Annotated in this window: 16 protein-coding genes, 2 tRNA genes and 1 pseudogene; 3 read left to right on the plus strand and 16 right to left on the minus strand. The window is 62.5% G+C overall.

Annotation, left to right across the window (positions count from 1 at the left end; genetic code table 11):
- Positions 1 to 65: 65 nt before the first annotated feature.
- Positions 66 to 854, plus strand: a complete 789-nt coding sequence (locus ACF0H6_RS05405) for a PspA/IM30 family protein (RefSeq protein WP_395248750.1) — start codon at positions 66 to 68, stop codon at positions 852 to 854.
- Between the two features lie 111 nt (positions 855 to 965).
- Here the strand turns inward: ACF0H6_RS05405 and ACF0H6_RS05410 are convergent, their stop codons facing one another.
- From ACF0H6_RS05410 to ACF0H6_RS05470, 13 genes are all read right to left on the minus strand, one after another.
- The gene (locus ACF0H6_RS05410; RefSeq protein ID WP_395248751.1) at positions 966 to 2,102 is read right to left on the minus strand and encodes an acyl-CoA dehydrogenase family protein; all 1,137 of its coding nucleotides are present in this window, start codon (positions 2,100 to 2,102) and stop codon (positions 966 to 968) included.
- Positions 2,103 to 2,159: 57 nt separating this feature from the next.
- A complete protein-coding gene (locus ACF0H6_RS05415; protein ID WP_395249889.1) occupies positions 2,160 to 3,092 on the minus strand; it encodes a cytochrome b/b6 domain-containing protein in 933 nt (310 codons plus the stop codon).
- A 90-nt stretch (positions 3,093 to 3,182) separates the two neighbouring features.
- Positions 3,183 to 4,154, minus strand: coding sequence for an electron transfer flavoprotein subunit alpha/FixB family protein (locus ACF0H6_RS05420; RefSeq protein ID WP_395248752.1), 972 nt, complete (start codon positions 4,152 to 4,154; stop codon positions 3,183 to 3,185).
- A 13-nt stretch (positions 4,155 to 4,167) separates the two neighbouring features.
- Complete coding sequence (locus ACF0H6_RS05425) at positions 4,168 to 4,935, minus strand: electron transfer flavoprotein subunit beta/FixA family protein (protein WP_395248753.1); 768 nt, start codon at positions 4,933 to 4,935, stop codon at positions 4,168 to 4,170.
- Between the two features lie 107 nt (positions 4,936 to 5,042).
- Positions 5,043 to 5,792: a hypothetical protein gene (locus ACF0H6_RS05430; protein WP_395248754.1), complete on the minus strand. Its 750-nt coding sequence runs from the start codon at positions 5,790 to 5,792 to the stop codon at positions 5,043 to 5,045.
- Positions 5,785 to 7,293: a hypothetical protein gene (locus tag ACF0H6_RS05435; RefSeq protein WP_395248755.1), complete on the minus strand. Its 1,509-nt coding sequence runs from the start codon at positions 7,291 to 7,293 to the stop codon at positions 5,785 to 5,787. Before ACF0H6_RS05435 ends, ACF0H6_RS05430 begins: the two co-directional genes overlap by 8 nt.
- On the minus strand, positions 7,293 to 7,586 hold the full coding sequence (locus tag ACF0H6_RS05440) for a hypothetical protein (RefSeq protein ID WP_395248756.1): 294 nt from the start codon (positions 7,584 to 7,586) through the stop codon (positions 7,293 to 7,295). Before ACF0H6_RS05440 ends, ACF0H6_RS05435 begins: the two co-directional genes overlap by 1 nt.
- Positions 7,583 to 8,392, minus strand: a complete 810-nt coding sequence (locus ACF0H6_RS05445; protein WP_395248757.1) for an ABC transporter ATP-binding protein — start codon at positions 8,390 to 8,392, stop codon at positions 7,583 to 7,585. Before ACF0H6_RS05445 ends, ACF0H6_RS05440 begins: the two co-directional genes overlap by 4 nt.
- A gap of 12 nt (positions 8,393 to 8,404) precedes the next feature.
- Positions 8,405 to 8,650 carry a hypothetical protein gene (locus ACF0H6_RS05450; protein WP_395248758.1) on the minus strand — a complete coding sequence of 82 codons (246 nt, stop codon included), beginning with the start codon at positions 8,648 to 8,650 and terminating at the stop codon, positions 8,405 to 8,407.
- A 590-nt stretch (positions 8,651 to 9,240) separates the two neighbouring features.
- A tRNA-Met gene (locus ACF0H6_RS05455) sits at positions 9,241 to 9,317 on the minus strand.
- A gap of 156 nt (positions 9,318 to 9,473) precedes the next feature.
- A tRNA-Met gene (locus tag ACF0H6_RS05460) sits at positions 9,474 to 9,547 on the minus strand.
- Between the two features lie 228 nt (positions 9,548 to 9,775).
- Positions 9,776 to 12,790, minus strand: coding sequence for a UPF0182 family protein (locus tag ACF0H6_RS05465; protein ID WP_395248759.1), 3,015 nt, complete (start codon positions 12,788 to 12,790; stop codon positions 9,776 to 9,778).
- 133 nt (positions 12,791 to 12,923) lie between these two features.
- Positions 12,924 to 13,952, minus strand: a complete 1,029-nt coding sequence (locus tag ACF0H6_RS05470; protein ID WP_395249890.1) for a PDZ domain-containing protein — start codon at positions 13,950 to 13,952, stop codon at positions 12,924 to 12,926.
- Positions 13,953 to 14,309: 357 nt separating this feature from the next.
- On the opposite strand from ACF0H6_RS05470, the gene ACF0H6_RS05475 reads away from it, so the two are divergent.
- The gene (locus ACF0H6_RS05475; protein ID WP_395248760.1) at positions 14,310 to 15,707 is read left to right on the plus strand and encodes a zinc-dependent metalloprotease; all 1,398 of its coding nucleotides are present in this window, start codon (positions 14,310 to 14,312) and stop codon (positions 15,705 to 15,707) included.
- Here the strand turns inward: ACF0H6_RS05475 and ACF0H6_RS05480 are convergent.
- The 3 genes and pseudogenes from ACF0H6_RS05480 to nudC form a co-directional block, all read right to left on the minus strand.
- Positions 15,704 to 16,328 (minus strand): annotated as a pseudogene (locus ACF0H6_RS05480) (M48 family metallopeptidase). The gene ACF0H6_RS05475 and the pseudogene ACF0H6_RS05480 sit on opposite strands and share 4 nt — an antisense overlap.
- Entirely contained in the window at positions 16,328 to 18,460 is a 2,133-nt protein-coding gene (locus tag ACF0H6_RS05485) for an ATP-dependent DNA helicase UvrD2 (protein WP_395248761.1), read from the minus strand. Before ACF0H6_RS05485 ends, ACF0H6_RS05480 begins: the two are co-directional and overlap by 1 nt.
- On the minus strand, positions 18,457 to 19,491 hold the full coding sequence (gene nudC / locus ACF0H6_RS05490; RefSeq protein ID WP_395248762.1) for an NAD(+) diphosphatase: 1,035 nt from the start codon (positions 19,489 to 19,491) through the stop codon (positions 18,457 to 18,459). The genes ACF0H6_RS05485 and nudC overlap by 4 nt, the downstream gene beginning before the upstream one ends.
- A gap of 144 nt (positions 19,492 to 19,635) precedes the next feature.
- Here nudC and ACF0H6_RS05495 point away from each other — a divergent pair, with 144 nt between their 5' ends.
- A complete protein-coding gene (locus tag ACF0H6_RS05495) occupies positions 19,636 to 20,856 on the plus strand; it encodes a macrolide 2'-phosphotransferase (RefSeq protein WP_395248763.1) in 1,221 nt (406 codons plus the stop codon).
- The last annotated feature ends 40 nt before the right edge of the window (positions 20,857 to 20,896 follow it).

The raw sequence follows: 20,896 nt of genomic DNA on the forward strand, positions 1-20,896 counted from the left end.
AGAGCGGTACAAGAACTGATCACTGGATTCAGTGGGCCCCACTGAGCAGGACGAAAGGCAACACCATGGTTAAGCAGTCCATTTTCGGGCGGATCTCTCAGCTCGCCAAGGCGAACATCAATGCCTTGCTCGACCAAGCTGAGGACCCGCAGAAGATGCTGGACCAGATGGTCCGCGACTACTCGAACAACATCGCCGAAGCCGAGTCCGCGGTGGCCCAGACCATCGGCAATCTTCGCATGCTCCAGGCCGACTACAACGAGGACATCAAGAACTCCCAGGACTGGGGCAATAAAGCCCTCGCGGCGTCCCGGAAGGCCGACGAATACCGTTCCGCCGGAAACACCACCGACGCCGGGAAGTTCGACAACCTTGCCAAGGTAGCCATCCAGCGGCAGATGTCGGCCGAAAACCAAGCCAAGGCCGCCGAGCCCAACATCGCTTCCCAGTCGGAGATTGTGGACAAGCTCAAGAGCGGTCTTGACCAGATGAAGGGCAAGCTTAACGAGCTGACCAGCAAGCGCAACGAGCTGGTAGCGCGCTCGAAGACCGTAGCCGCGCAGACCCAGATGCACGATGCCCTCAAGAGCATCGACATCATGGACCCCACCAGCGAAGTGGGCCGCTTCGAAGAGAAGATCCGCCGCGAAGAGGCCAAGGTCCTCGGCCAGCAGGAACTCGCCGCTTCCAGCCTGGACGCCCAGTTCAACCAGCTTGAGGACCTCGGTGAGCAGACCGAAATCGAGGCCAGGTTGGCGGCCTTGAAGTCGGGCGGTTCGAAGGCTGCGATTGGCGCCGGCGCCACGGCCTCGGAAGATGCCACCGTGGACGAAGCAGACTTCGACAAACTCTAGGACATCGCCGGCTGCAGCTTCCGGCAATATTGCATCAAAGGAATGGCCGGACCTCTTGAAGGTCCGGCCATTCCTGCTTTGCTCCGTTTGTGAGGACTCGCAGGCCCGTGTTTATGCCCCCACGGCAAGCCGGCCGACAATCAGCCGCATGATCTCGTTGCTGCCTTCCAGGATCTGGTGGACACGCAGGTCCCTGGCGATCTTCTCGAGGCCGTACTCGGAGAGGTAACCGTAGCCGCCGTGAAGCTGGATGGCCTTGTTTGCCACGTTGAAGCCAGCGTCCGTGGCGACACGCTTCGCCATTGCGCACAACCTCACGGTGTCCGGGGCTCCTCTGTCCAGGGCATCCGCGGCCCGAAGGATCAGGGTCCTGGCGGTTTCAAGTTCTGTATCCATGTCGGCGATATCAAACAGGAGGGACTGCTGGTTGATGAGCGGTCCACCGAATGCCGAGCGCGACTTCAGGTAGGCGATGGATTTTTCCAGGGCCGCTTGGCCGCCCCCGAGGGAGCAAGCACCCATGTTGACCCGGCCTCCGTTGAGGCCCTTCATGGCAATGCCGAATCCGGTGCCCTCCTCGCCAAGGCGGTTGGCCACAGGGACCCGTACATTCTCGAAGATGACCTGCCGCGTGGGTTGGGCATTCCATCCCATCTTCTTTTCGTTCGGGCCGAAGGAGAGGCCCGGCGCGTCGGCCGGGACCACGATTGCCGTGATGCCCTGGCTGCCAGTATCCGCGGTTCGTGCCATGACCACATAGATGCTGGAAGCTCCGGCGCCCGAAATGAACTGCTTGGTTCCGTTGAGGACGTAGCTGTCGCCGTCGAGCACTGCTTTGGTGCTGAGTGCGGCGGCGTCGGAGCCTGCTCCCGGTTCGGTGAGGCAATAACTGCCCAGGGCCTCCATGGACGCCAGCTGCGGCACCCACTGCGCGCGCTGTTGCTCGTTGCCGAAAGCATCGATCATCCAGACCACCATGTTGTGGATGGAGATGTACGCCGCGATGGTGGGGTCTGCCTTGGCCAATTCCTCGAAGATCAGGGCGGCATCCGTGCGGGTCATCCCTGAGCCGCCGAACTCTTCCCGGACATAGATGCCTCCCATGCCCAGGGTGCCGGCTTCCTGCAGGACGTCGACCGGGAAGTGCTTGGTCTCGTCCCACTCGGCGGCGTGGGGGGCAATGGCAGTCGCAGCAAAGTCGCGCACCATCTCCACCACCGCTTGCTGGTCCTCCGTGAGCTCAAACATTGGCACTCCTTTTTCCCGGCTTCCCGGTAATTCCCGGTTTTTGGCTATTTCTTGCGATTACTTGCTGACTTTCCCCATCAGCGAGGCGATGGGGCGAAGGAACAGGGGCCTGGCGAGGAACCACGCGCCCACAATCACCAGGAGCGACACGGCGAAGATGCCGAAGCCAACCCAATTGATGTCGTCGCTGCCGCCGTACATGTGGTTCAGGTTGCGCAGTGCCCCGGTAGCGAGGACCAGGGTGACGTGCACGATGGTGAAGAGCACGAAGTACACCATCACGGGGAAATGCACCGCACGCGCCAGTTCGATGGGATAGAGCCTGTTGACCGTGCCAGCCTTCTTCGGCCATGCCGAGGAGGTGCGCAGGCCGGTGATGATGGCAAGCGGGGCAGCGATGAAGACAGTGACGAAGTAGGTCAGCAACTGCAGGGCGTTGTAGTTGACCCAGCCGTCCTCAGTGGGCCAGTTCAAGGATGCGTACTGGAGAGCCGCGGAAATGGCGTTCGGAAACACGTCCCAGCTGGTGGGAATGATCCGCATCCATTGCCCGGTGGCAAAGATCACCACAATAAAGACAATGCCGTTCAGCACCCACAGGGCATCAAGGGTCAGATGGAACCACAGGTCCAGGCTGATCTTGGTCGGCGCACCCTTGGTCCGGATGAAGCCCTTGTTGTTGCGGGTCCATTGTGCCGGGGGCCTCTTCGCAGTGCGAACCTGCCAACCGGAACGGACAATCAGCACCAGAAAGAAGACGTTCAGGAAGTGCTGCCATCCGAGCCATGCCGGAAACCCCACGGGGGCACTCTCCGGGAGGCTGGATGCGCCCGGGTAGTCGTGCAAAAACGACTGCACACCCGAAAGGCCCGTCAACCATTTGGCCAACAAGACGATGATCAAAAGTACGATCAGCACGCCCGGTACCACCCAAATGGGTTGGGACCACTTGCTCTTGGCGGCTGTCGACTTTTTCGCGGGGGTGGACATCTTCTCAGACACCTCTCGGAAGAACTTTGCAATCACGGACGCATCAAGCTAACAGGCTTTGGGCTGAAGCAGCCAAAGCCTGTTACGCCGTCAGTTGGATCGGGCTTTGACGGCCTCGATGAGTTGAGGAACCACGGTGAAGATATCGCCCACGATTCCAAAGTCCGCCACCTCAAAAATGGGCGCGTCCTCGTCTTTGTTGATGGCCACAATGGTCTTGGCGGTCTGCATGCCGGCCCGGTGCTGGATGGCCCCGGAAATTCCCAAAGCGATGTAAAGCTGCGGGGACACGCTGACGCCGGTCTGGCCCACCTGGGCCGTCTGGGCAATGTATCCGGCGTCGACGGCGGCACGTGACGCGCCAACCGCCGCGCCGAGAGTGTCGGCGAGCTGTTCAACCAAAACAAAGTTTTCGGACGAACCGAGGCCCCGCCCGCCGGAGACCACCGTAGCGGCGCTGCGGAGCTCGGGCCGGGCGGAAATTGCGGCATCGTCATTGAACTGCTCGACGACGGCGGCGCCCCCGGTTCCGGCTTCCAGGGACACTGTGCTGACGTCCGGTATGGCCGCGGGAGCCTTGCCTTCGATCGCACCCTGCCGAATGGTGAGGATGGGCAATCCACCTTCCACCGTTGACTCAACGGTGTAGGCGCCGCCAAAAACCGAATGCTCGGCAACGACGGTTCCGCCGTCGCTGCGCACCTGGACAATGTCGGCAAGGACGCTGCCGCCAGTCCGCACGGCAAGCCGGGCGGCGGCTTCGCGGCCATCAACTGAGTTCGCTGTTAGGACGGCGAGCGGCTGGTAGGCTTCGACTGCCCCGCTCAGAGCGTCCACGGCAGGGGCGACCAGAACAGCGCCGGCGTCGGGCCTCACAGCCACGTGGACGCGCGCTGCCCCCAACTCGCCCAGGCGCGCGACGTCGTCGTCCGCCAGCGTTGTTGACGACACCACGACGGCGACCGGCGAACCAAGCGTGGCTGCGGCAGCCAGCAGTCCGCGGGCGGAGGCGGCAATCTCGCCCAGGTGGGAAATTTCGATGAGCGCCAAGACGTTTGACATTATTCTTTCTCCCCTAAACCAGACGATTCGCAACGAGGAAGTCGGCCAGCTCGCTTGCTGCCGTTCCGTCGTCGATGAGTTTCCTGCCAGCCGCACGTGCTGGCCGTTCAACCGTTGAAATCACCGTCGTGCGGCTGGCGGAGGCCGGGACCGCGAGCTCGGCGACCGACAAGGTGGTCACCGGTTTGCGCTTGGCCGTCAAGATGCCTTTGAAATTCGGAAACCGCGCCTCAGGGAATCGCTCGGTGACGGTGAGGATGGCTGGCAGAACGGCACGGACCTTGAGGGTGCCCCCTTCGCCCTGGCGGACGCCGCTTACTGCGCCGTCCGTGATTTCGGCGGAGATCAGCGACCCCAACAGCGGCAGCTGGAGGTGTTCGGCCACCATCGCAGGCACGACGCCGGAGCGCCCGTCGGTGGACTCGTTTCCGGCCATCACTACGTCAAAGCGGGTAGACCTCAACGCAGCCGCCAGAATCGCTGCCGTTCGGCCGGTATCGGCGCCGTTCAGGGAATCATCAACGATGTGCACGCCTGAGTCCGCCCCAATGGAGAGGGCCTTGCGCAAGGCCTGGCTGGCATCATCCGGCCCCATGGTCATTGCCACTACTTCGGTGCCCTTGTTGGCGTCCTTGATGCGCAATGCCGCCTCAAGGGCGCGCTCGTTGATTTCATCCACCACATTGTCCGGGGCCTCGCGATCGAGCTGGCCCGTTGCCAGATCTAGCTTCCGCTCTTCGGCCGTATCCGGCACTTGTTTGATGAGCACGACGATCTTCATTCAACAGCTCCCTCGATGCAAATGGCTGACGCTTGAGATCGAGAATACTAGGAACTCCTACTATTTACCATGGAGCGATCTGAGCTGTGCCGGATGCCCGCCCAAAGCTAACCTTCAGGCGGACGCTGTCCCAGGGCCGCGCGGAGCATCCCTCCGTCGCCGTCGTTGCGAAGCAGCAGGACAAGATGCGAACCTGCCACCACCGCCGAGGTCCAGAACAGGACAGGCAGCCCACTGTAAAAAGGGGACAGCAACAACGGAAGAACCCACGGAGCGGCTGGCCCGGCAACGGTGACGGCAACGTCCTGATACCTGGGCAGGCTGCATCTGACGAGCCGGAACCGCCCGGAACGGACACTGAACAAGGCCGGCGCCGAAGGGGCAAGGAATCTGAAAACTGCAAGGTGTCCTAGTTCGTGCAGGATCAGCGAGACCAGGATGAGGAAAGCCAGCGAGCCAAGCAGTGCAAAGGTTCGCTGGCCGGCGGCCTCCAAGGCGCACCAAACTGCCGCGATGAGCACCAATGGCCATCCGAGGGTTCTAAGCATCATCGCCATGGCCTGTGCAAGGGAGCGGGCGCTGCCCGGGGGCACCGCCACCGATTCGGTAGCAAGCACCGGACGGGGACACCGCAGTAAGGCAAGAGGGCCCCGGCGCGCCGCGTGCCGGGCCGACGCGAGTCCGGAATCAAGCGCCTCGTGCGCGCGTGTAAATGCTTCCGGGCTGCTGCCGAGCGTAAGGAACTGCGGCGGAGCGGGAACCGATATGCCGAGCGGGGCGTACTCCCACCTTCCGTCCAGCACGGAAATGCCCTCAACAGGATAAAGCGCGGTAATTCGGATGGCCCCATCAGCCATCTTTGGAAACCCGGACAGCAAGGAAAAACAGCATCGCCGAAAGGAGGACAGTCAAGACTGCGCTGGAGAGGATCTCGCCCATGTAGCGCGCATCACCGAAGAAATTCCCGAGTTCCGCCCCCGTCCAGCGCGCAGCCCAAGAAGAGGCCCCGTAGATCAGGAAGACCGTGAATCCCGTGGCTCCGCTGGCCAAAGGCTGTTCGCGGCTGAAGGGCACCAGCACCCCGCCAATCATGGCCGCAGTCCAGGCCAGAACAGCGTCGAATATCAGCCTCGGCCATTGATCCGCGGTGAGGAGACCAGCTGTGAACAGCGCTCCGACGAATGCGATGCCAATCGCTAACGAGATCATTGCGCACGCGATCAGCTTGGGTGCCACCCAAGCAGTGGTGCGTCCGGTGAGATGCCTGAGCGCCCAGTGGGTCCTGCTTGTCAGCCCATAGGATTGCATGCCGACGATGCAAGGTGCCACGGCCAGGCTCGGTGCAATGGCTGCTGCGAGGAACCCGAGTTCAGGGCTCCTCGATAACGCGATGGCACCGGCAAGCCCTATCGCCATCAGGAGAATCAGCACTGTGAACTGGTGGCTGCGCAAAAGTTGGACCCCGTCGATATACGCAGAGGCAAGCAGCTTGTTCCGCGGAAGCGGCGCGTTGGCGAACAGCCGAAGGGTCATGTCCTCCTGGTTGTCGATGTCCGCGCGGGCCACGAGGTACATCATCCCCAACGGGACCGCCAGCCACATCAGGCCCACCAGGAGGTCAATCCACGGCACAGGGGCGCCGGTCCACAACGGGGCCAGTGCACGGCCCCAGACGCGGTGCATGGCAAAGTTGCGGGGTCCAGCGACCGTATCGGCCATGGTTTCCGGCAGCGGGAGGATATCGGTCCAGACGAGCACCGTACTCACGATGAAACAAGAAACACCCGCGAAAGTCAGGGCGTAGTACCGCGGCAGCCGAAGCCAGCGCCTGTACCCGTAACCAAGTCCCTGGAACAAAGCGAGAACGAACAGCTGGGAGGATGCCAAGAAGGCCACAAGCAGAACTGACACAATGGCGGCCACCCACCAGTTGGCACTGCTCCGCCACAACGCGGCGAGGGACGGGATGCAGAGGCTGAAAGCCAAAATGTATGACAACGCCAACACCGGTATCTGCAGCCCAGCGAACACGGCCCTGCGGGACACCGGAAGCATCTCCAGCACGGTCGCAAGGGCGTTCCGGGATGGACCAAGTATCGAGAAGAGGGCGGTGAGAAAGGCGATCGTGAGGAAGGAGCCGCCCATCATGAAAGAAAGCATTCCCGGGGTGAGCTGGATCTGTTGAGTGCCTTCGGTCCCACCGGTCATCAAGGCAAGCATCGACCCGAAGGCGAGGGCTAAAATCACGGCTGTCACCGTGAACGCCCGGATCGCACTAACGGGGAGCCGGAGCTGCCCGGCTGTCTCGCGGGTCCAGGCTAAAAGCGCGGTTCGCGCGACCGTGGCGGCAGCGCCCACTAGTGGGGTCCTGCTTGTCGCGGGGAGGCATTGCTGTTTCGCACTGCCACCACCACGCTTATCAGCACCGACAGCACGATGACCACCACGATTCCGGCGAAGTTCGGCCGGAACTCCAGGGCCAATGCTCCGTTCTCAGTACCGGCAGTGGCCGTGAATACGCCCGGTATGGTTGCCGGGGATCCCGTCGAAATAGCGATCACGCTGGTGGCCACGCACAGAATGAAGGACAGGGCCACACCGACGGCCACTCCCCCGACGGCTGCTCCAATTACTTTCGACGTCTTGTTCATTGAGGTCCCTCCTCGAGTTGGTCGACGCGAAGCGCCGCCTGCAGTTGTTCGAGGCGCTGCGCCTGGAACTCGTCAAGTTTTGTTGCCTGGAGGAACACTGCCTCAAGCGATGCGAGACCTCCATAGGCTGCGCGAAGTCCGGCGGGGCTGCCCAGGGCAGCCTCCTCCCCGTTATGGAGGATCATCACCCGATCGCAGTCCAGCTCAGCCCGCAGCATGTCGTGAGTGGCAATGAGCACCGAGCCGCCAGCCCCGGCGAACATCTCCAGCAGGTCCCGAAGCACGGCTGCCGCTTCTGGATCGAGCCCTCGGAAGGGTTCGTCAAGGATGAGCAGCTGAGGAGAATGCATGACGGCCGCGATCAGCTGCAGCTTCCGCTTCATGCCATGCGAGTATCCGCTGATGGATCGTCCGAGAGCCGGAGTCAGACCGAGCACTTCCGCCAATTGGGCAGCAACGTCCCGGTCGTTACGCTTCCGGAGCCGGTGATGAAGGTCGAGGTATTCAGTGCCGGTCAAGGACAAAGGCAGCGGCAAGTCATCCGGCGCGAACCCGATCCACTTCCGGGCTTCCTTATCCTCGATGGGAACGCCTTTGACTTCGACATTTCCGTGGCTCGCTTCAAGCAAGCCGGTCAGGATGTGGAGCGTGGTTGATTTTCCGGACCCGTTCGGGCCGAGGAGACCGAAGACTTCTCCGGGCACCAGCGTGAACGAGATGTCCCGCACCGCTTGTACCGTTCCATAGTCCTTTCCGAGCTCCTCGACCCTGCAGGTGAAATGCGCAGATTCCAATCGTTCATTCACTGTTGGGATGATCTAGGCCCGGCAATACAGCTTCCAAGTGCCGCCGGACTGCCAGCTCGGCATGTCCATTGCCGGCCAGGCTCCGCGCTGCTGGCAATACCAGAACCAGGCGGCTGCCAGCCCCATGAAGATGATTGCGGCAATCGGGATAAGGATCAGGAACCAAACGACGTCGTTCTGACGCCGCCCTACTGGACCCGCTGCCTGTTGCCGCACGAGCACCGGCGCCGCGAGCAATAGCGTTGAGGGTTTTTGCATCGATTTCCTCCTATTTTCTTGAACTGGCGGAGGGGAAAGTCCAGCGATAAATCTCTGCTCCCCCGTCAAGAAAGTAACCCCACGAATTGGTCTCTACGTGGTCGAAGTGGCCAATCTCCGTGCAGAAAAGCCCGAACTCCGTGTGTTTTTGGCCAATCTCAGTGTGGATCTCGACCGGTCTACGTGTATGGGTCCGTTGCGAGCGATCGACAACGCGCTCACTAGGCGCACCACAACTCAGGCAAACTCAGGCGCAAACGGGATCGGCGCACAACAACCCGTGGCAATTGGACGCGTTCCTGGGATGGCTGCTGCTCCCACCCGGCCTATAACCCGGCGCAAGAGCTGAGCGACTCGGCAAATGGATTTCGACGCGTGAATTCCGGTGTCGACAGGTATTTAGCGCAACCGCAAGTAATTTGCGCGTCGCGAGGTTCCGGGGGGTATCGGGACGAAGGCCTCTGGCACCGCAAAGGCTGGGCCGGACGCACATGACACACCCGGGATTTACACACGTTTTGTCCTAAAACCCCAAAAACTCACGACAAAGCAAAAGAGTCCACCCTCTTGGGCGGACTCTTTTGCTTATCTGGTTGCGGGGACAGGATTTGAACCTGTGACCTCTGGGTTATGAGCCCAGCGAGCTACCGAACTGCTCCACCCCGCGTCGCAGGATCAACTCTACCGCACATTGAGGGCCGCCTCGGACCATGCGGGTGTGGGCTGTGGCACGTTGCGAACGAGGCTGATTTCCCATCCACCCACGCCATGGAAAACAAAAAGATCCGGCACAGTGTTTCCACTGTGCCGGATCTTTCTTCAGTTGCGGGGACAGGATTTGAACCTGTGACCTCTGGGTTATGAGCCCAGCGAGCTACCGAACTGCTCCACCCCGCGTCGCAAGAACTACTTTACCTGCAGGTGAATGTCAGGCCAAATCCACGCGACGTGACCTCCGTCTCCCCTGTTGCTGTTGGGCCCGCCGGGGCACGTTGTCGGCTCGCCGACGCCTTTCGAGGCCGCCAGATCGAGGCGGATCAAAAAGAAGACCGGACCAACCTGTGTGGGCTGGCCCGGTCTTCCATTCCTCCTAGCCAGGCCGAAACCGGCCAGCAGGAGGATTGCCTACTTGCTTGGCGAGGGCGTCGCTCTCGGTGTGGCACTCCCCGTCGGCGACGGGCTCGCAGACGGTGTGGCACTCGCCGTCGGGGCCGGGGTGACGCCGAGGCGAGACTCTGCGTCGATCGCTTTTTTCAGTGCGGCGGACAGAAGGCTCTGCTGGGTGCCGTATCCCGCGAAGTCGCCCTTTGCCAGCGCGGCCTGGCCGTCCTGGATGGCCTTGTTAGCCGCATCCAGCGCTGCCTTCAGTTGCGCTTGGGCATCCACAGCTGCGGGCGGAGTCGTGGTGCCCGGCGTGGTCGGAGTCTGGCCGTTGTTGGCCGAGTCCCCTGCCGAGGCACCGGAGTCGCCGCCGAACAAACTCTTCAGCGCGGCATCCAAGGTCGAAGCGAAGCCTACCTTGTCCCCGAAGGCCACGAGCACTCGCTGAAGCGTTGGATAGGACGTTTCACCCGTTGACTTCACGTACACCGGCTGCACATACAGCAGGCCGCCACCCACTGGAAGCGTCAGAAGGTTGCCGTTGAGCACATCCGAGGCTCCTTGCCTGAGCAGGTTAAGTTGCTGCGACACCTCAGGGTCGGAGTTGAACTTGTTCTGGGCCTGACCCGGGCCCGGAACCTGGGTGTCCGTGGGAAGTTGCAGCAAACGCAACTGCCCATAGCTGGCGGCTTTCACTCCCGCCTGGCTACCGGCGTCGGAATCGGCTGCCAGGAAGCCGTACAGGATATTCCTCGCATTACCGTTCACCACCTGTGGAATAAACGAGGAGGTCAACTGGAACGCCGGCTTGGTCTGGCCAGGCATCTGCAGGGAAAGGTAGTACGGGGGCTGCCGGACAGGATCGGTGACGGTGGGATCGTTCGGAACGCTCCACGCGTCATTGTTCTGGTAAAAGCTGTCCGCATTGGTCACGTGGTAACGCCCGAGCAGCTCCTGCTGCACCTTGAAGAGGTCCTCCGGATACCGCACGTGGCTCATGAGCGGTCCGGACATCTCCGAGAGCGGTTTGATGGTGTTAGGGAAGATCTTCTGCCACGACTTCAGGATGGGGTCCTGGGTATCCCAGGCGTAAAGCGTCACTGAGCCGTCATAGGCGTCAACCGTGGCCTTGACCGAGTTCCTGATGTAGTTAACGGTGCTGTTCGGCAGGGCCGCGGTGCGTCCTGAGGTCGTCTGAGAATCAGCAGTAGCGGTTTGCAGTTGCTGCTGCTGGGAGTACGGGAAGTACTGGCTGGTGGTGTATCCATCCACAATCCATTTCACCCGGCCGTCGACAACCGCGGGATAAGAGCTGCCGTCCACGGTAAGGTACGGAGCGACCTTTTCCACCCGCTGGCGCGGGGTCCTGTCATAGAGAATCTGCGACTTCTCGTTGACGCCGTCAGACAGGAGCAGGTCCGAGGACTGGAACTTGATGGAGTACAGGAGCTTGTTGAACCAGCTGCCCACGCTGGGGCCACCGTTGCCGGTAAAGGTGTACTGCGTTTCGGCCGAGCTGTCCGCGGCGGCCGGACGGTCCTGCTCACGGTGCGGAGCGCCGTCCGGGGCGCCAACTACCGAGTAGTCGGGCGAATCTTCACCGAAGTAGATACGCGGTTGGTAGCTCGCATCGCTGCCGAGGGTACCCATCGACGGGATGCCGGACAACAGGAAGTCCGGCTTGCCGTCAACGGTGACCGTGTTGCCCTTGGCGGCCACCACGCCATACCCGTGGGTGTAGACGATATGCCGGTTGACCCAGGTCTGCTGGCTGGCGTTCAGCCCGTCCTGGTTCAACTCGCGGACCGCAATTACCGTGTCCTGGGTCTTTCCGTCCACCGTGTATCGGTCAACATTCAGGGCCTTGGGGAACTGGTAGTAGGGGCGGTACTGCTCCAACTGGGAGAACGCAGAGGAGACCAAGTTCGGGTCCAACAGCCGAATATTGGCAGTGGTCTGCGCATCCTTGGCAAGTGCCCCGGTCTTGGCGTCCGTCGTGGCGTTATAAGGAGATACCTGAATCTGGTCCAAACCGTAGGCGGCCCGGGTCATCGCAATATTGCGGTCAATGTACTTGTTTTCCAGTGTCTGCTCCGAGGGGCGGACCTGAAACTGTTGAATGACCCAAGGATAAACGCCGCCCGCGAGGATGGACGTGATGATCAGCATGGCTGTACCGATGACGGGCAGGCGCCAACGCCCGATCACGGCGGCCACTACGAAGAGGATGGCCACCAGACCCGCGGCAACGGCAAGGATGGTCTGCGTGGGAATCACGGCGTTGACGTCGGTGTAGAGGGCGCCCGCCCAGTGTCCGCTCTGGTCTTGGACGGTGTTGTAGACGTTAAGCCAGAAGTTTGCTCCCAGCAGCAACAGGAAAACAGCTCCCGTCACGGCCAGGTGGATCTGGGCAGCACGGCTGGTGAAGATGCCCCGCTCCATCAATCGGATGCTGCCATAAAGGTAGTGGGTCAGGATTCCGGCGATCCCGGCAATCACCACGACGCTCATGAGGAACCCCGTGACGAAGCCAAGGAACGGCAGTGCCATGAGGTAGAAGCTGATGTCCAAGCCGAACTGCGGGTCCGTCTGGCCGAACGGCGACTGGTTGAAGAACAGGAGCACCTTCTGCCATTGGCTGGCAGCAGCACTGCCTGCAAAGAGACCGAAAAGCACGGGGATACCGATCATGACAACGCGGCGCACCGGCTCAAGCTGGGCCTGATAGCGGTTCATGTTGTCCCTGGCCTCGGAGTCAGGGGCATAGACGGGCCGTGATCGGTAGGCGACACGGACTGCATAGAAAACCGCGACAGCCATCAGCGCGAAGCCAGCCACGAAGATGAGGATCCGGGCCAGGTTCTCCCGGAAATAGACTTCGAAGAAGCCCAACTGCTGATACCAGAGGACGTCGGTCCACACGTTGGCGAAGAAGATGAATCCCACTACGACGATAGCCACGACGATCAGGGTAGGAGTGAGGGCACCCCGTCTCAGCTTCGGTCTTCCGGGCGGGTTTGTGCTGGCTGGACGGGACAAACTCGTACCTCATAGCTGGTCGTCAGTTAACTGTCATCAGTGCGTGTGTTCGTTCGGCCCCGGTGCCTGGTGCTGATGGCGGAGACCGTCATATGTGCCACGAGTGGCGGTGGAGCTAAGTTCCATCGTCAGTCTAGTTGTTGGAGCAAGCCGGAAGGCGGGACATGTCCTGTCCTGAGGCGAGTCGTTCCACGGCTGACTTCGCATCCGCCAGGGTGTCCACTTTTACTACCTGAAGGCCGTTCGGAATATGCCCTACCACCTCGTCGCAGTTGGAGGCCGGTGCGAGGAAAAGCGTGGCGCCGCCATTGCGGGCGCCTTGCATCTTCTGAGCGATTCCACCAATAGGTCCCACCGTGCCGTCGGGAGAAATGGTCCCTGTACCGGCCACATGCTTACCGCCCGTGAGGTCACCTGGGGTGATGCTGTCAATGATGCCCAGGGCAAACATCATGCCGGCGCTCGGTCCGCCTACTTGGTCCAAGGAGATCTTGACGTCGAACGGGAAGGTGAACTTGTACTGCAACATCACGCCCAGGATGTACTTCCCGTTTGAGCCTTTGCCCGGAGTGATGTTCACCGTCACCGGCTGCCCTTTGCGATCGACGACGACGGCGGCAGGCGCGCCCGCGCCGTCGGACAGCGCAGTTTGGATGACGCTAAGGGACGTAATGGCCTTGCCGTTGATCGACGTAAAGACATCCCCGGTTTGGAGCTTGCCTGCGGAAGCCGAACCGTCGGACAAGCCAGCGACTTGAAGCTTCTGATCGAACGGAATGTTCTCTTCCTGGAGGGCAGCCGCAACCGCGTTCTCCTGGGAGGTGGTCATGGCGAGCGCGCTTTCCTGTTCGGATTGCTGCTTGGTGACCCCGGTGGGATAGAGCAGTTCTTGGGGGTACACGGCTTTGGAACCGTCCAGCCACGCTTGGAACGCCTCGAAAATGCTGACCGGCCCGTTGGGACCACCACTGATGTAGACGGTAGTCAGGTCTAGGTTCCCCTTGGCCGGAAAAGACTGATGACCCGTGATGCTGATGACGGGTTTGTTGTTGTCCGTGCCCAGGGTGTTGAATATCGGCCCCGGGGATTCCACGACGTAAGGAACGGGAAGGGAAGCCGCGGCGATTCCCAACACAAGGGTCAGGGCCCCGGAGATCAGCATCGCGAAATACCGTCCGTCGCGAGGCTTTTCCGGTTCCTGCGGTGGGAGAACGTTCTCCGACGTCGGGCTGTCATGGGGTTGGGAGGGGCCGAGAGGCTGTCCGGGTTCCCCGGCAGCTCCGGGGCTCGGCAAACTAGTCAATGAAAGACCTCTCCGCGTCGTGAACTTAGGCCCAACGCTACAGTTTCGGCCGCCTCAGGGTGGAGGCCGGTAAACATACCAACGATCCACCCTACGACGCTGTGCCCGCCGGACGTGCTTTGCCTAGAGCGAACGACGCGTTCTTGAGGCAGACAGCCCCCGGGCATAGCGGTACCTTGAAAGTGATCACCAGTCACACCGACGATCGGCGGCACCATGACCTCCAACCCCAATACCCCCTCCAATGGAGACGATTCACCCCAGGATCCTTTAGCGGAAATGCTGAAGAACCTGATGGGCGGGCAAGGCATGGGCAACATCGACCCCGCCGAATTGGCGAAGGCCGCAGGGCTGCCGAACGACCCCAATATGCTGCAACAGATGTTTGCCCAAGTGCAGGCCATGATGAGTTCCACTTCAGAGGGCCCGGTCAATTGGCAACTCGCCCACGAGAACGCCCGGCGTGTTGCCGCCTCCGGCACGGATCCGTCGGTGAATGCCCTTCAGGCGCGCGAAGTCGATGAGGCACTCCGGCTCGCGGAACTCTGGCTGGACCCTGTGACGGATCTCCAGGCAACGGGACTGATCGGCCGGGCTTGGTCCCGCGCCGAATGGGTGGAAGCCACTTTGGCCACCTGGAAACGGCTGACCGAGCCGGTGGCCAACAGCATTGCCAACGCGCTCTCGGACGCGCTGACCCAGCAAATGCCGGAAGAAATGAAAACCATGATGGGCGGCACCTCCTCCATGTTGCAGAACATGGGCGGAGCCATCTTCGGCATGCAGTTGGGCCAGGCCATCGGCGCCCTGTCCGGCGAAGTGGTCAGCTCCACGGACATCGGTGTTCCGCTCGCGGATCTCGAAATGGCCCTGCTGCCAGCCAACGTGGCCAAATTCGGTGAAGGCCTGAGCATTCCGGAGAATGACGTCCGCCTGTTCCTCGCCGTCCGCGAAGCCGCGCATGCCCGCCTCTTCGTGCAGGTTCCCTGGCTGCGGGGCCACCTTCTGGGCGCCATCGAAGCCTATGCCCGCGGCATCCACATTGACATGTCGCGGGTCGAGGACCTCGCCCGCGATCTCGATCCCGGCAACCCGGAAGGCATCCAAGAAGCACTGTCCCAAGGCGTGTTCACGCCGGAACGCACCCCCGAACAATCGGCGGCCCTGGAGAAACTTGAGACGGCCCTGGCACTTGTTGAGGGCTGGGTGGACGAACTCACCGCCGCAGCCACCGAGAAAGTGCTGCCATCCGCCGTCGCACTCCGCGAAACGGTGCGCCGGCGCCGGGCCACCGGAGGCCCCGCTGAACACGCGTTCTCCTCGTTGGTGGGGTTGGAGCTGCGCCCGCGCCGCCTCCGCGAAGCCGCCACGCTGTGGGCTGCGTTGAAGGACGAACGTGGAATCGCCGGGCGCGATGCCATCTGGCACCACCCCGACTTGCTCCCCACGGCCCATGACCTGGACGATCCCACGGGATTCAGCGAACGGCGCCGGCTGGCGGAAGCCAGCGATACCGAAGTGGACGACGCCCTGCAGAAGCTCCTTGACGGTGGCTACGACGCGCCGAAGGATGAGGACAGCGAGGGCACTCCGAAACCTGAAGACGAAGCCTAGCCGGCGTCGGCGTCCCAGTCTTGGGCTGGGGCGCCTTCGTCATCCGGCCCCATTCCCCGCGACGTGGCAAAGGCCACGCCCTCCAGGAAACGCCTTGGCCCGCTGCGTCTCGGGATACGCCTCCAGCAAACGCCAGAACGCGGCGTTGTGACCGGCCACCAGCAGGTGCGCGAGTTCATGGAGCAGCACGTAATCGACCACCCATAGGGGCATGCCGCGGAGCTTGTCTGAAAGTCGGATGGTCCTGTCCGCCGGTGTGGCCGAACCCCACCGGGACTTCTGGTTACTGACCCAACGGACCGACGTCGGGATGGCGCGTCCGCCCAGGTACTTCGACGACAACTCGGCAGCGTGCGCGGCGAGGGCGGCGTCGCTCGCGGGACGTCTCTTGCCGGAACCTTGGGCCTGCTTCTCGCCTTGGCGTTTGAGCTTGTCCAGCATCCGCCGGACCCATTCACCTTCTTGGGCCTTCGTGAAATGGGCGGGGATCGCAACCACGGCGTTTCCGTCTTCCCAGAAAGCCGCAACAGTACGACGGCGGCGGGCTGAGCGGCGAACGACCACTGGCGAGCCGTCGTCGGTGGTCAGCGGGATGACGGGCCGCCCCGCGCCTTGTGCCACTAGGCCGATCCGTTCTCGACCAAAACCGCCAACACGGCTTCGCCGTACTTTTCCAGTTTCGAAGGCCCCACACCTGCGAGTTTCGCCAGTTCCTCAAGCGAAGCTGGCCGGGCCTCGGCGATGGCCGTCAGCGTGGCGTCCGTGAACACAACGTAGGCCGGTACCTCGTTGCTCAACGCCTCGTCCTTGCGCCATTGCCGCAAGGCCTCAAAAGTCTGTTCCTCGTAGCTCGGCGGGCACTGGCTGCAACGTCCCACTTTGCGTTCAGCGCCTGTCGCAAGCATGGTGCCACAAACCCTGCACGACGCCGGTGCTGCGGCCTTGCGCCGTGGCGTGGCGCGGCTGCGCGCACTTGCCCCGAGCACCGAATCGGGGCGCAGCCCGTCGAGGAAGCGTGACGGCTTGCGGTTGGCCCGGCCGCCGGGCGTGCGCGCGGTGGACCAGGAGAGGTTCAAATTCTCGCGTGCCCGGGTGATCCCGACGTACAGGAGCCGGCGTTCCTCGTCGACGCTCTCCGGGGTGTCGGCGAAGGAGATGGGCATCAGGCCTTCGCTCAAGCCCACCAGGAACACGGCATCCCATTCCAGGCCTTTCGCGGCGTGCAGCGATGCGAGTGTCACACCCTGGACTGTTGGAGCGTGCTGTGCAACCGAACGTTCCTGGAGTTCGTTGACGAACTCCATCAAAGTGAATTCCGGGCCGCGGCTGACGGCGAGTTCGTCGGCGAGTGCCACCAACGCTGCCAGCGACTCCCAGCGTTCACGGAGGGCCCCGCCGCTGTGCGGGGCGGAGTCCGTGTAACCGAGGGAGGCCACGATGTCCCTCACCAACTGACCGAGCGGTTCCTTGGCGGAGTCCTCCGCAACCGCTCGGGTGGCTGCGCGCAACTGCAGGATGGCGTCACGCACTTCCTTGCGGGCGAAGAAGCGTTCACCGCCTCGTAGCTGGTACCCGATACCCGCTGAAGCAAGGGCTTGTTCGTAGGCTTCCGATTGCCCGTTGGTACGGAAGAGCACAGCGATCTCGCTCGCCTTGGTGCCGGCGTCGATTAGTTCCCGGATCCGGCCGGCGACCACCGCCGCCTCAGCCTCGTCGTCGGGGCATTCCATGAACCGGGGCTCCGGACCTGCCGGACGCTGCGCTACGAGCTGCAGGGGTTTTGCCCAGGCAGCATCGGCCACCGTGCCGCCGCTGCGGCGGGACCCCAGAAGGTCGTTGGCCAACTTCACCACTTGGGGCGTGGAACGGTAATCGCGGACCAGCTTCACCACCGTCGCTGAAGGATACTGCGCTTTGAAACCCAGGAGATGCTTCGGAGAAGCGCCGGTAAAGGAGTAGATGGTCTGGCTGGCGTCGCCCACCACGCAGAGTTCGTCGCGGCCACCGAGCCACAGCTCCAGGAGCCGCTGTTGCAGCGGCGAAACGTCCTGGTACTCGTCCACTACGAAGTGCCGGTACTGTTCGCGGACCGTGGCCGCCACCTTCGGATCTTCCTGAAGGATACCCACGGTGATCAGCAGGACGTCTTCGAAGTCGATCACGTTGCGGTCCGTTTTCACGTCCTCGTAAGACTGGAATACCCGTGCGACGGCGGTGAGGTCGAAGCCACCCGGGGTGCCGCGACCGTGAGCGTTTTCAAGGTAGTTGGCTGGCGTCAGCATGGATACCTTGGCCCATTCGATCTCCGCCGCGAGGTCGCGGATGGAGGCTCGATCGGTACTGAGCCGAAGCCGACGCGCGGCTTCGGCGATCATGTTCGCTTTGTGGTCCAGCAAGTTCGGCAGGACTCCGCCGATCGCCTGCGGCCAAAAGAACTGCAACTGCCGGAGGGCCGCCGCGTGGAAGGTGCGTGCCTGGACGTTCCCGACGCCGAGATCCCGCAGCCGGCTGCGCATTTCGGCGGCAGCGCGGGAGGTGAAAGTGACAGCCAAGAGACGCTGGGGGCTGTAGACCCCGGAGTGGACACCGTAAGCAATGCGGTGCGTAATGGCCCGGGTCTTCCCCGTACCGGCGCCCGCGAGGACGCACATGGGTCCATTGAGGTTGCTGGCGACTTCCCGCTGTTCGGCATCGAGACCGCCGAGTATGCGGTCCTCGAGTGAAACGGTGTCGCTGAAATTGCCCTCTGTCACGGCTGGAGATCCTCGATGACGCCGCCGTACCAGTGCTCAATCAGGGAACGCGCAATCGAGAGCCTCGTGGAGATCGTGATCTCTCCACTGAGCACGGCCGCCTGGAGTTCCGCGCGGCTGAACCAGCGCGCACGGGTGACCTCGACGCCGTCGGGCCGGGCTTCGACGTCGTCCGTGGTTGCCGTAAAACCGAGCATCAGCGAAGCCGGAAACGGCCACGACTGCGAGCCGAGATACTGGCAGGCGGTAACCCGCACACCTACCTCTTCCCCGATTTCGCGCACGACTGCCTGTTCGAGCGATTCTCCTGGCTCGACGAAGCCAGCCAGCGTGGAGTAATTCGTGGCATCTACCGGCCCCCCGCCTCCGAGCAGCACCCTGCCGTCGGCGCCAACCACCGTGACGATAATTGCCGGATCAGTCCGTGGGTAGTGCTCGGAATTGTCGCGCGGGCAGCGACGCACCCAGCCTCCGGACTCAATGCTGGTAGGGGTTCCACACTGCGGGCAGTGGGTGTGCGTGGCATGCCAATTGGCGATGGCACTGGCCTCGACAAACAACGAGGTATCCAACGCGTCAAGACGGGCAGCGATTTCCCGGAATCCCGTCCAGACGCCATCGGCCGGGAGACCCGCGGTACCTGGGGCAGCCGGCTCGCTGGTGACGAAGAGGACGATCGGAGTTTGCGGTGGGATAGACGAAGTCTCAACGGGCGCGGGCTCGACGGGCGAAGGTGCAAACGACGACGGTGGAAGCGTCCGGCCGAGATAAACGGCCGTCAGCGGCCCGGTGGCTGTCGCCTGAAGGGTTTCACTGAGCGCGGCAGCATCCCCCAACCACAGCTTGTCACCCACTACGAGGGCCTGGCGTTGGGACAACACCATTGCTCTGGCCGCGCCTGAGGCGATCACCTCTTCAAGCATGCCGGGCTTCATGCGTTCGGCCGATCCCCGGTCAACCATGGCAGGGCGCACTGGAAGAACTGTATCGATAAGGTGGTTTGCCGGCGCCTGGAACTCGGTGAAACTCATGTACCTACCGTACTGACTCCCACCGACAAATAACATTTGGATCCATCGACGGCCCACGCTCTTGGAGTGCTGTTTTCTCGCGGATCTCAAGACTCGCCGCGCTGCATCGCTCCCAGAGCCGTCAGTCAATCTACCGTGGAAGACGTGAGAAGAACACCGTTCGAACTGGCCGCTGTAGCAACTGCGGCGGTGCCCGGCCTGACGCCGACGGCTGCCGCCTCCGCCCCGGATGACGCTGCCGATTTCGAATCGGCGCTTCTGCTGGACACCGAAGGCAAACGTTGGCGCGTCCGTTCACCACGCCACCCCGAAGCCAGCGCCCGGCTGGAGACCGAATTCATGGTTCTGCGTGCATTCACGCCTGCGATCCGGGCCGAGCTTCCCTTTCTCATGCCCACAGTGGCCGGGACGGTGCGCCAAGGTGCGCTGAGCACTTTTGTGTATGCACATTTGGCCGGGGCAACGCGGAGCATCGAGGAGTTGTCTGCCCGCAATGACGCTTTGGCGAAGGACATAGGCGCCGCGCTGGCCGCCGTGCATGATCTCCCCCAGTCCCTTGTCAACAATGCGGACCTTCCCAGCTACACCGCGAACGAATTCCGCCAGCGCAAGCTGAATGAGCTGGACCAGGCGGCCACCACAGGCAAGATCCCGCCGTCCTTGTTGCGTCGCTGGGAGCACGCACTTGAAGATGTTGCGCTGTGGCGCTTCAACCCGTGCGTGGTCCACGGCGATCTCCATGAAGACAATCTGCTGATCGACGGCGACACCGTCACGGCCCTGACCGGTTGGACCGATCTGCGCATTGGCGATCCCGCCGATGACTTTGCGTGGCTCGTCGCATCCAACGAACAGACCTTTGTTGAGTCCGTGCTGCGGCACTACACGGAAGCCCGACGGGACAACCCGGATGGACACCTGCTGCGTCGCGCAGCGTTGCTCGCCGAATTTGCGCTGGCCCAGTACCTCGTCAAGGCCCTGGCCGCAGGCCACAACGACATGACGGTCGAGGCGGAGGGGATGCTCAAATCCCTCGCCGACGACATCGAGGAGCAAAACGCTTTGGCAGCCGAGGAGCACGAGGCCGCCGCCGCGGAACTTGCTGCTGCGGAGCGTGCCGCTTCAGAGGGTGCCTCCGCTGACGGGCTGCCAGCACCGGCAGTTGTCATGGCTTCGGAAGCCAAGGCCGGGGAGGGAGACGCAGCGAAGCCCGCGGTGAGTGTCACGGCCATCCCGGTGCCTGCTGGGGATTCGGCAGATCGGACCGCCTCGACCCCCGAGGCGCCGTCCGAAGCAGACGACACCTCGACGACGGCCCTTCAGGTAGTGAAACCCACTCCCCTGCAGGACGCCACAGACCGCTAGGCCGTTCGCTTCTCCGATTCCTCCTTAGCCTCTGCCCAAC

The sequence above is a fragment of the Arthrobacter sp. NA-172 genome (assembly GCF_043952055.1).
In the GTDB taxonomy this organism is placed as follows: domain Bacteria; phylum Actinomycetota; class Actinomycetes; order Actinomycetales; family Micrococcaceae; genus Arthrobacter.

Excerpts from the sequence above, each read along its gene's own strand:
- ACF0H6_RS05430 (WP_395248754.1), bottom strand. The coding sequence starts at position 5,792 with ATGGCTGATGGGGCCATCCGAATTACCGCGCTTTATCCTGTTGAGGGC.
- ACF0H6_RS05450 (WP_395248758.1), bottom strand. The coding sequence starts at position 8,650 with ATGCAAAAACCCTCAACGCTATTGCTCGCGGCGCCGGTGCTCGTGCGG.
- nudC (WP_395248762.1), bottom strand. The coding sequence starts at position 19,491 with ATGAGTTTCACCGAGTTCCAGGCGCCGGCAAACCACCTTATCGATACA.
- ACF0H6_RS05470 (WP_395249890.1), bottom strand. The coding sequence starts at position 13,952 with ATGCTGATCTCCGGGGCCCTGACCCTTGTGTTGGGAATCGCCGCGGCT.
- ACF0H6_RS05420 (WP_395248752.1), bottom strand. The coding sequence starts at position 4,154 with ATGTCAAACGTCTTGGCGCTCATCGAAATTTCCCACCTGGGCGAGATT.
- ACF0H6_RS05425 (WP_395248753.1), bottom strand. The coding sequence starts at position 4,935 with ATGAAGATCGTCGTGCTCATCAAACAAGTGCCGGATACGGCCGAAGAG.
- ACF0H6_RS05440 (WP_395248756.1), bottom strand. The coding sequence starts at position 7,586 with ATGAACAAGACGTCGAAAGTAATTGGAGCAGCCGTCGGGGGAGTGGCC.
- ACF0H6_RS05475 (WP_395248760.1), top strand. The coding sequence starts at position 14,310 with ATGACCTCCAACCCCAATACCCCCTCCAATGGAGACGATTCACCCCAG.
- ACF0H6_RS05405 (WP_395248750.1), top strand. The coding sequence starts at position 66 with ATGGTTAAGCAGTCCATTTTCGGGCGGATCTCTCAGCTCGCCAAGGCG.
- ACF0H6_RS05410 (WP_395248751.1), bottom strand. The coding sequence starts at position 2,102 with ATGTTTGAGCTCACGGAGGACCAGCAAGCGGTGGTGGAGATGGTGCGC.
- ACF0H6_RS05415 (WP_395249889.1), bottom strand. The coding sequence starts at position 3,092 with ATGTCCACCCCCGCGAAAAAGTCGACAGCCGCCAAGAGCAAGTGGTCC.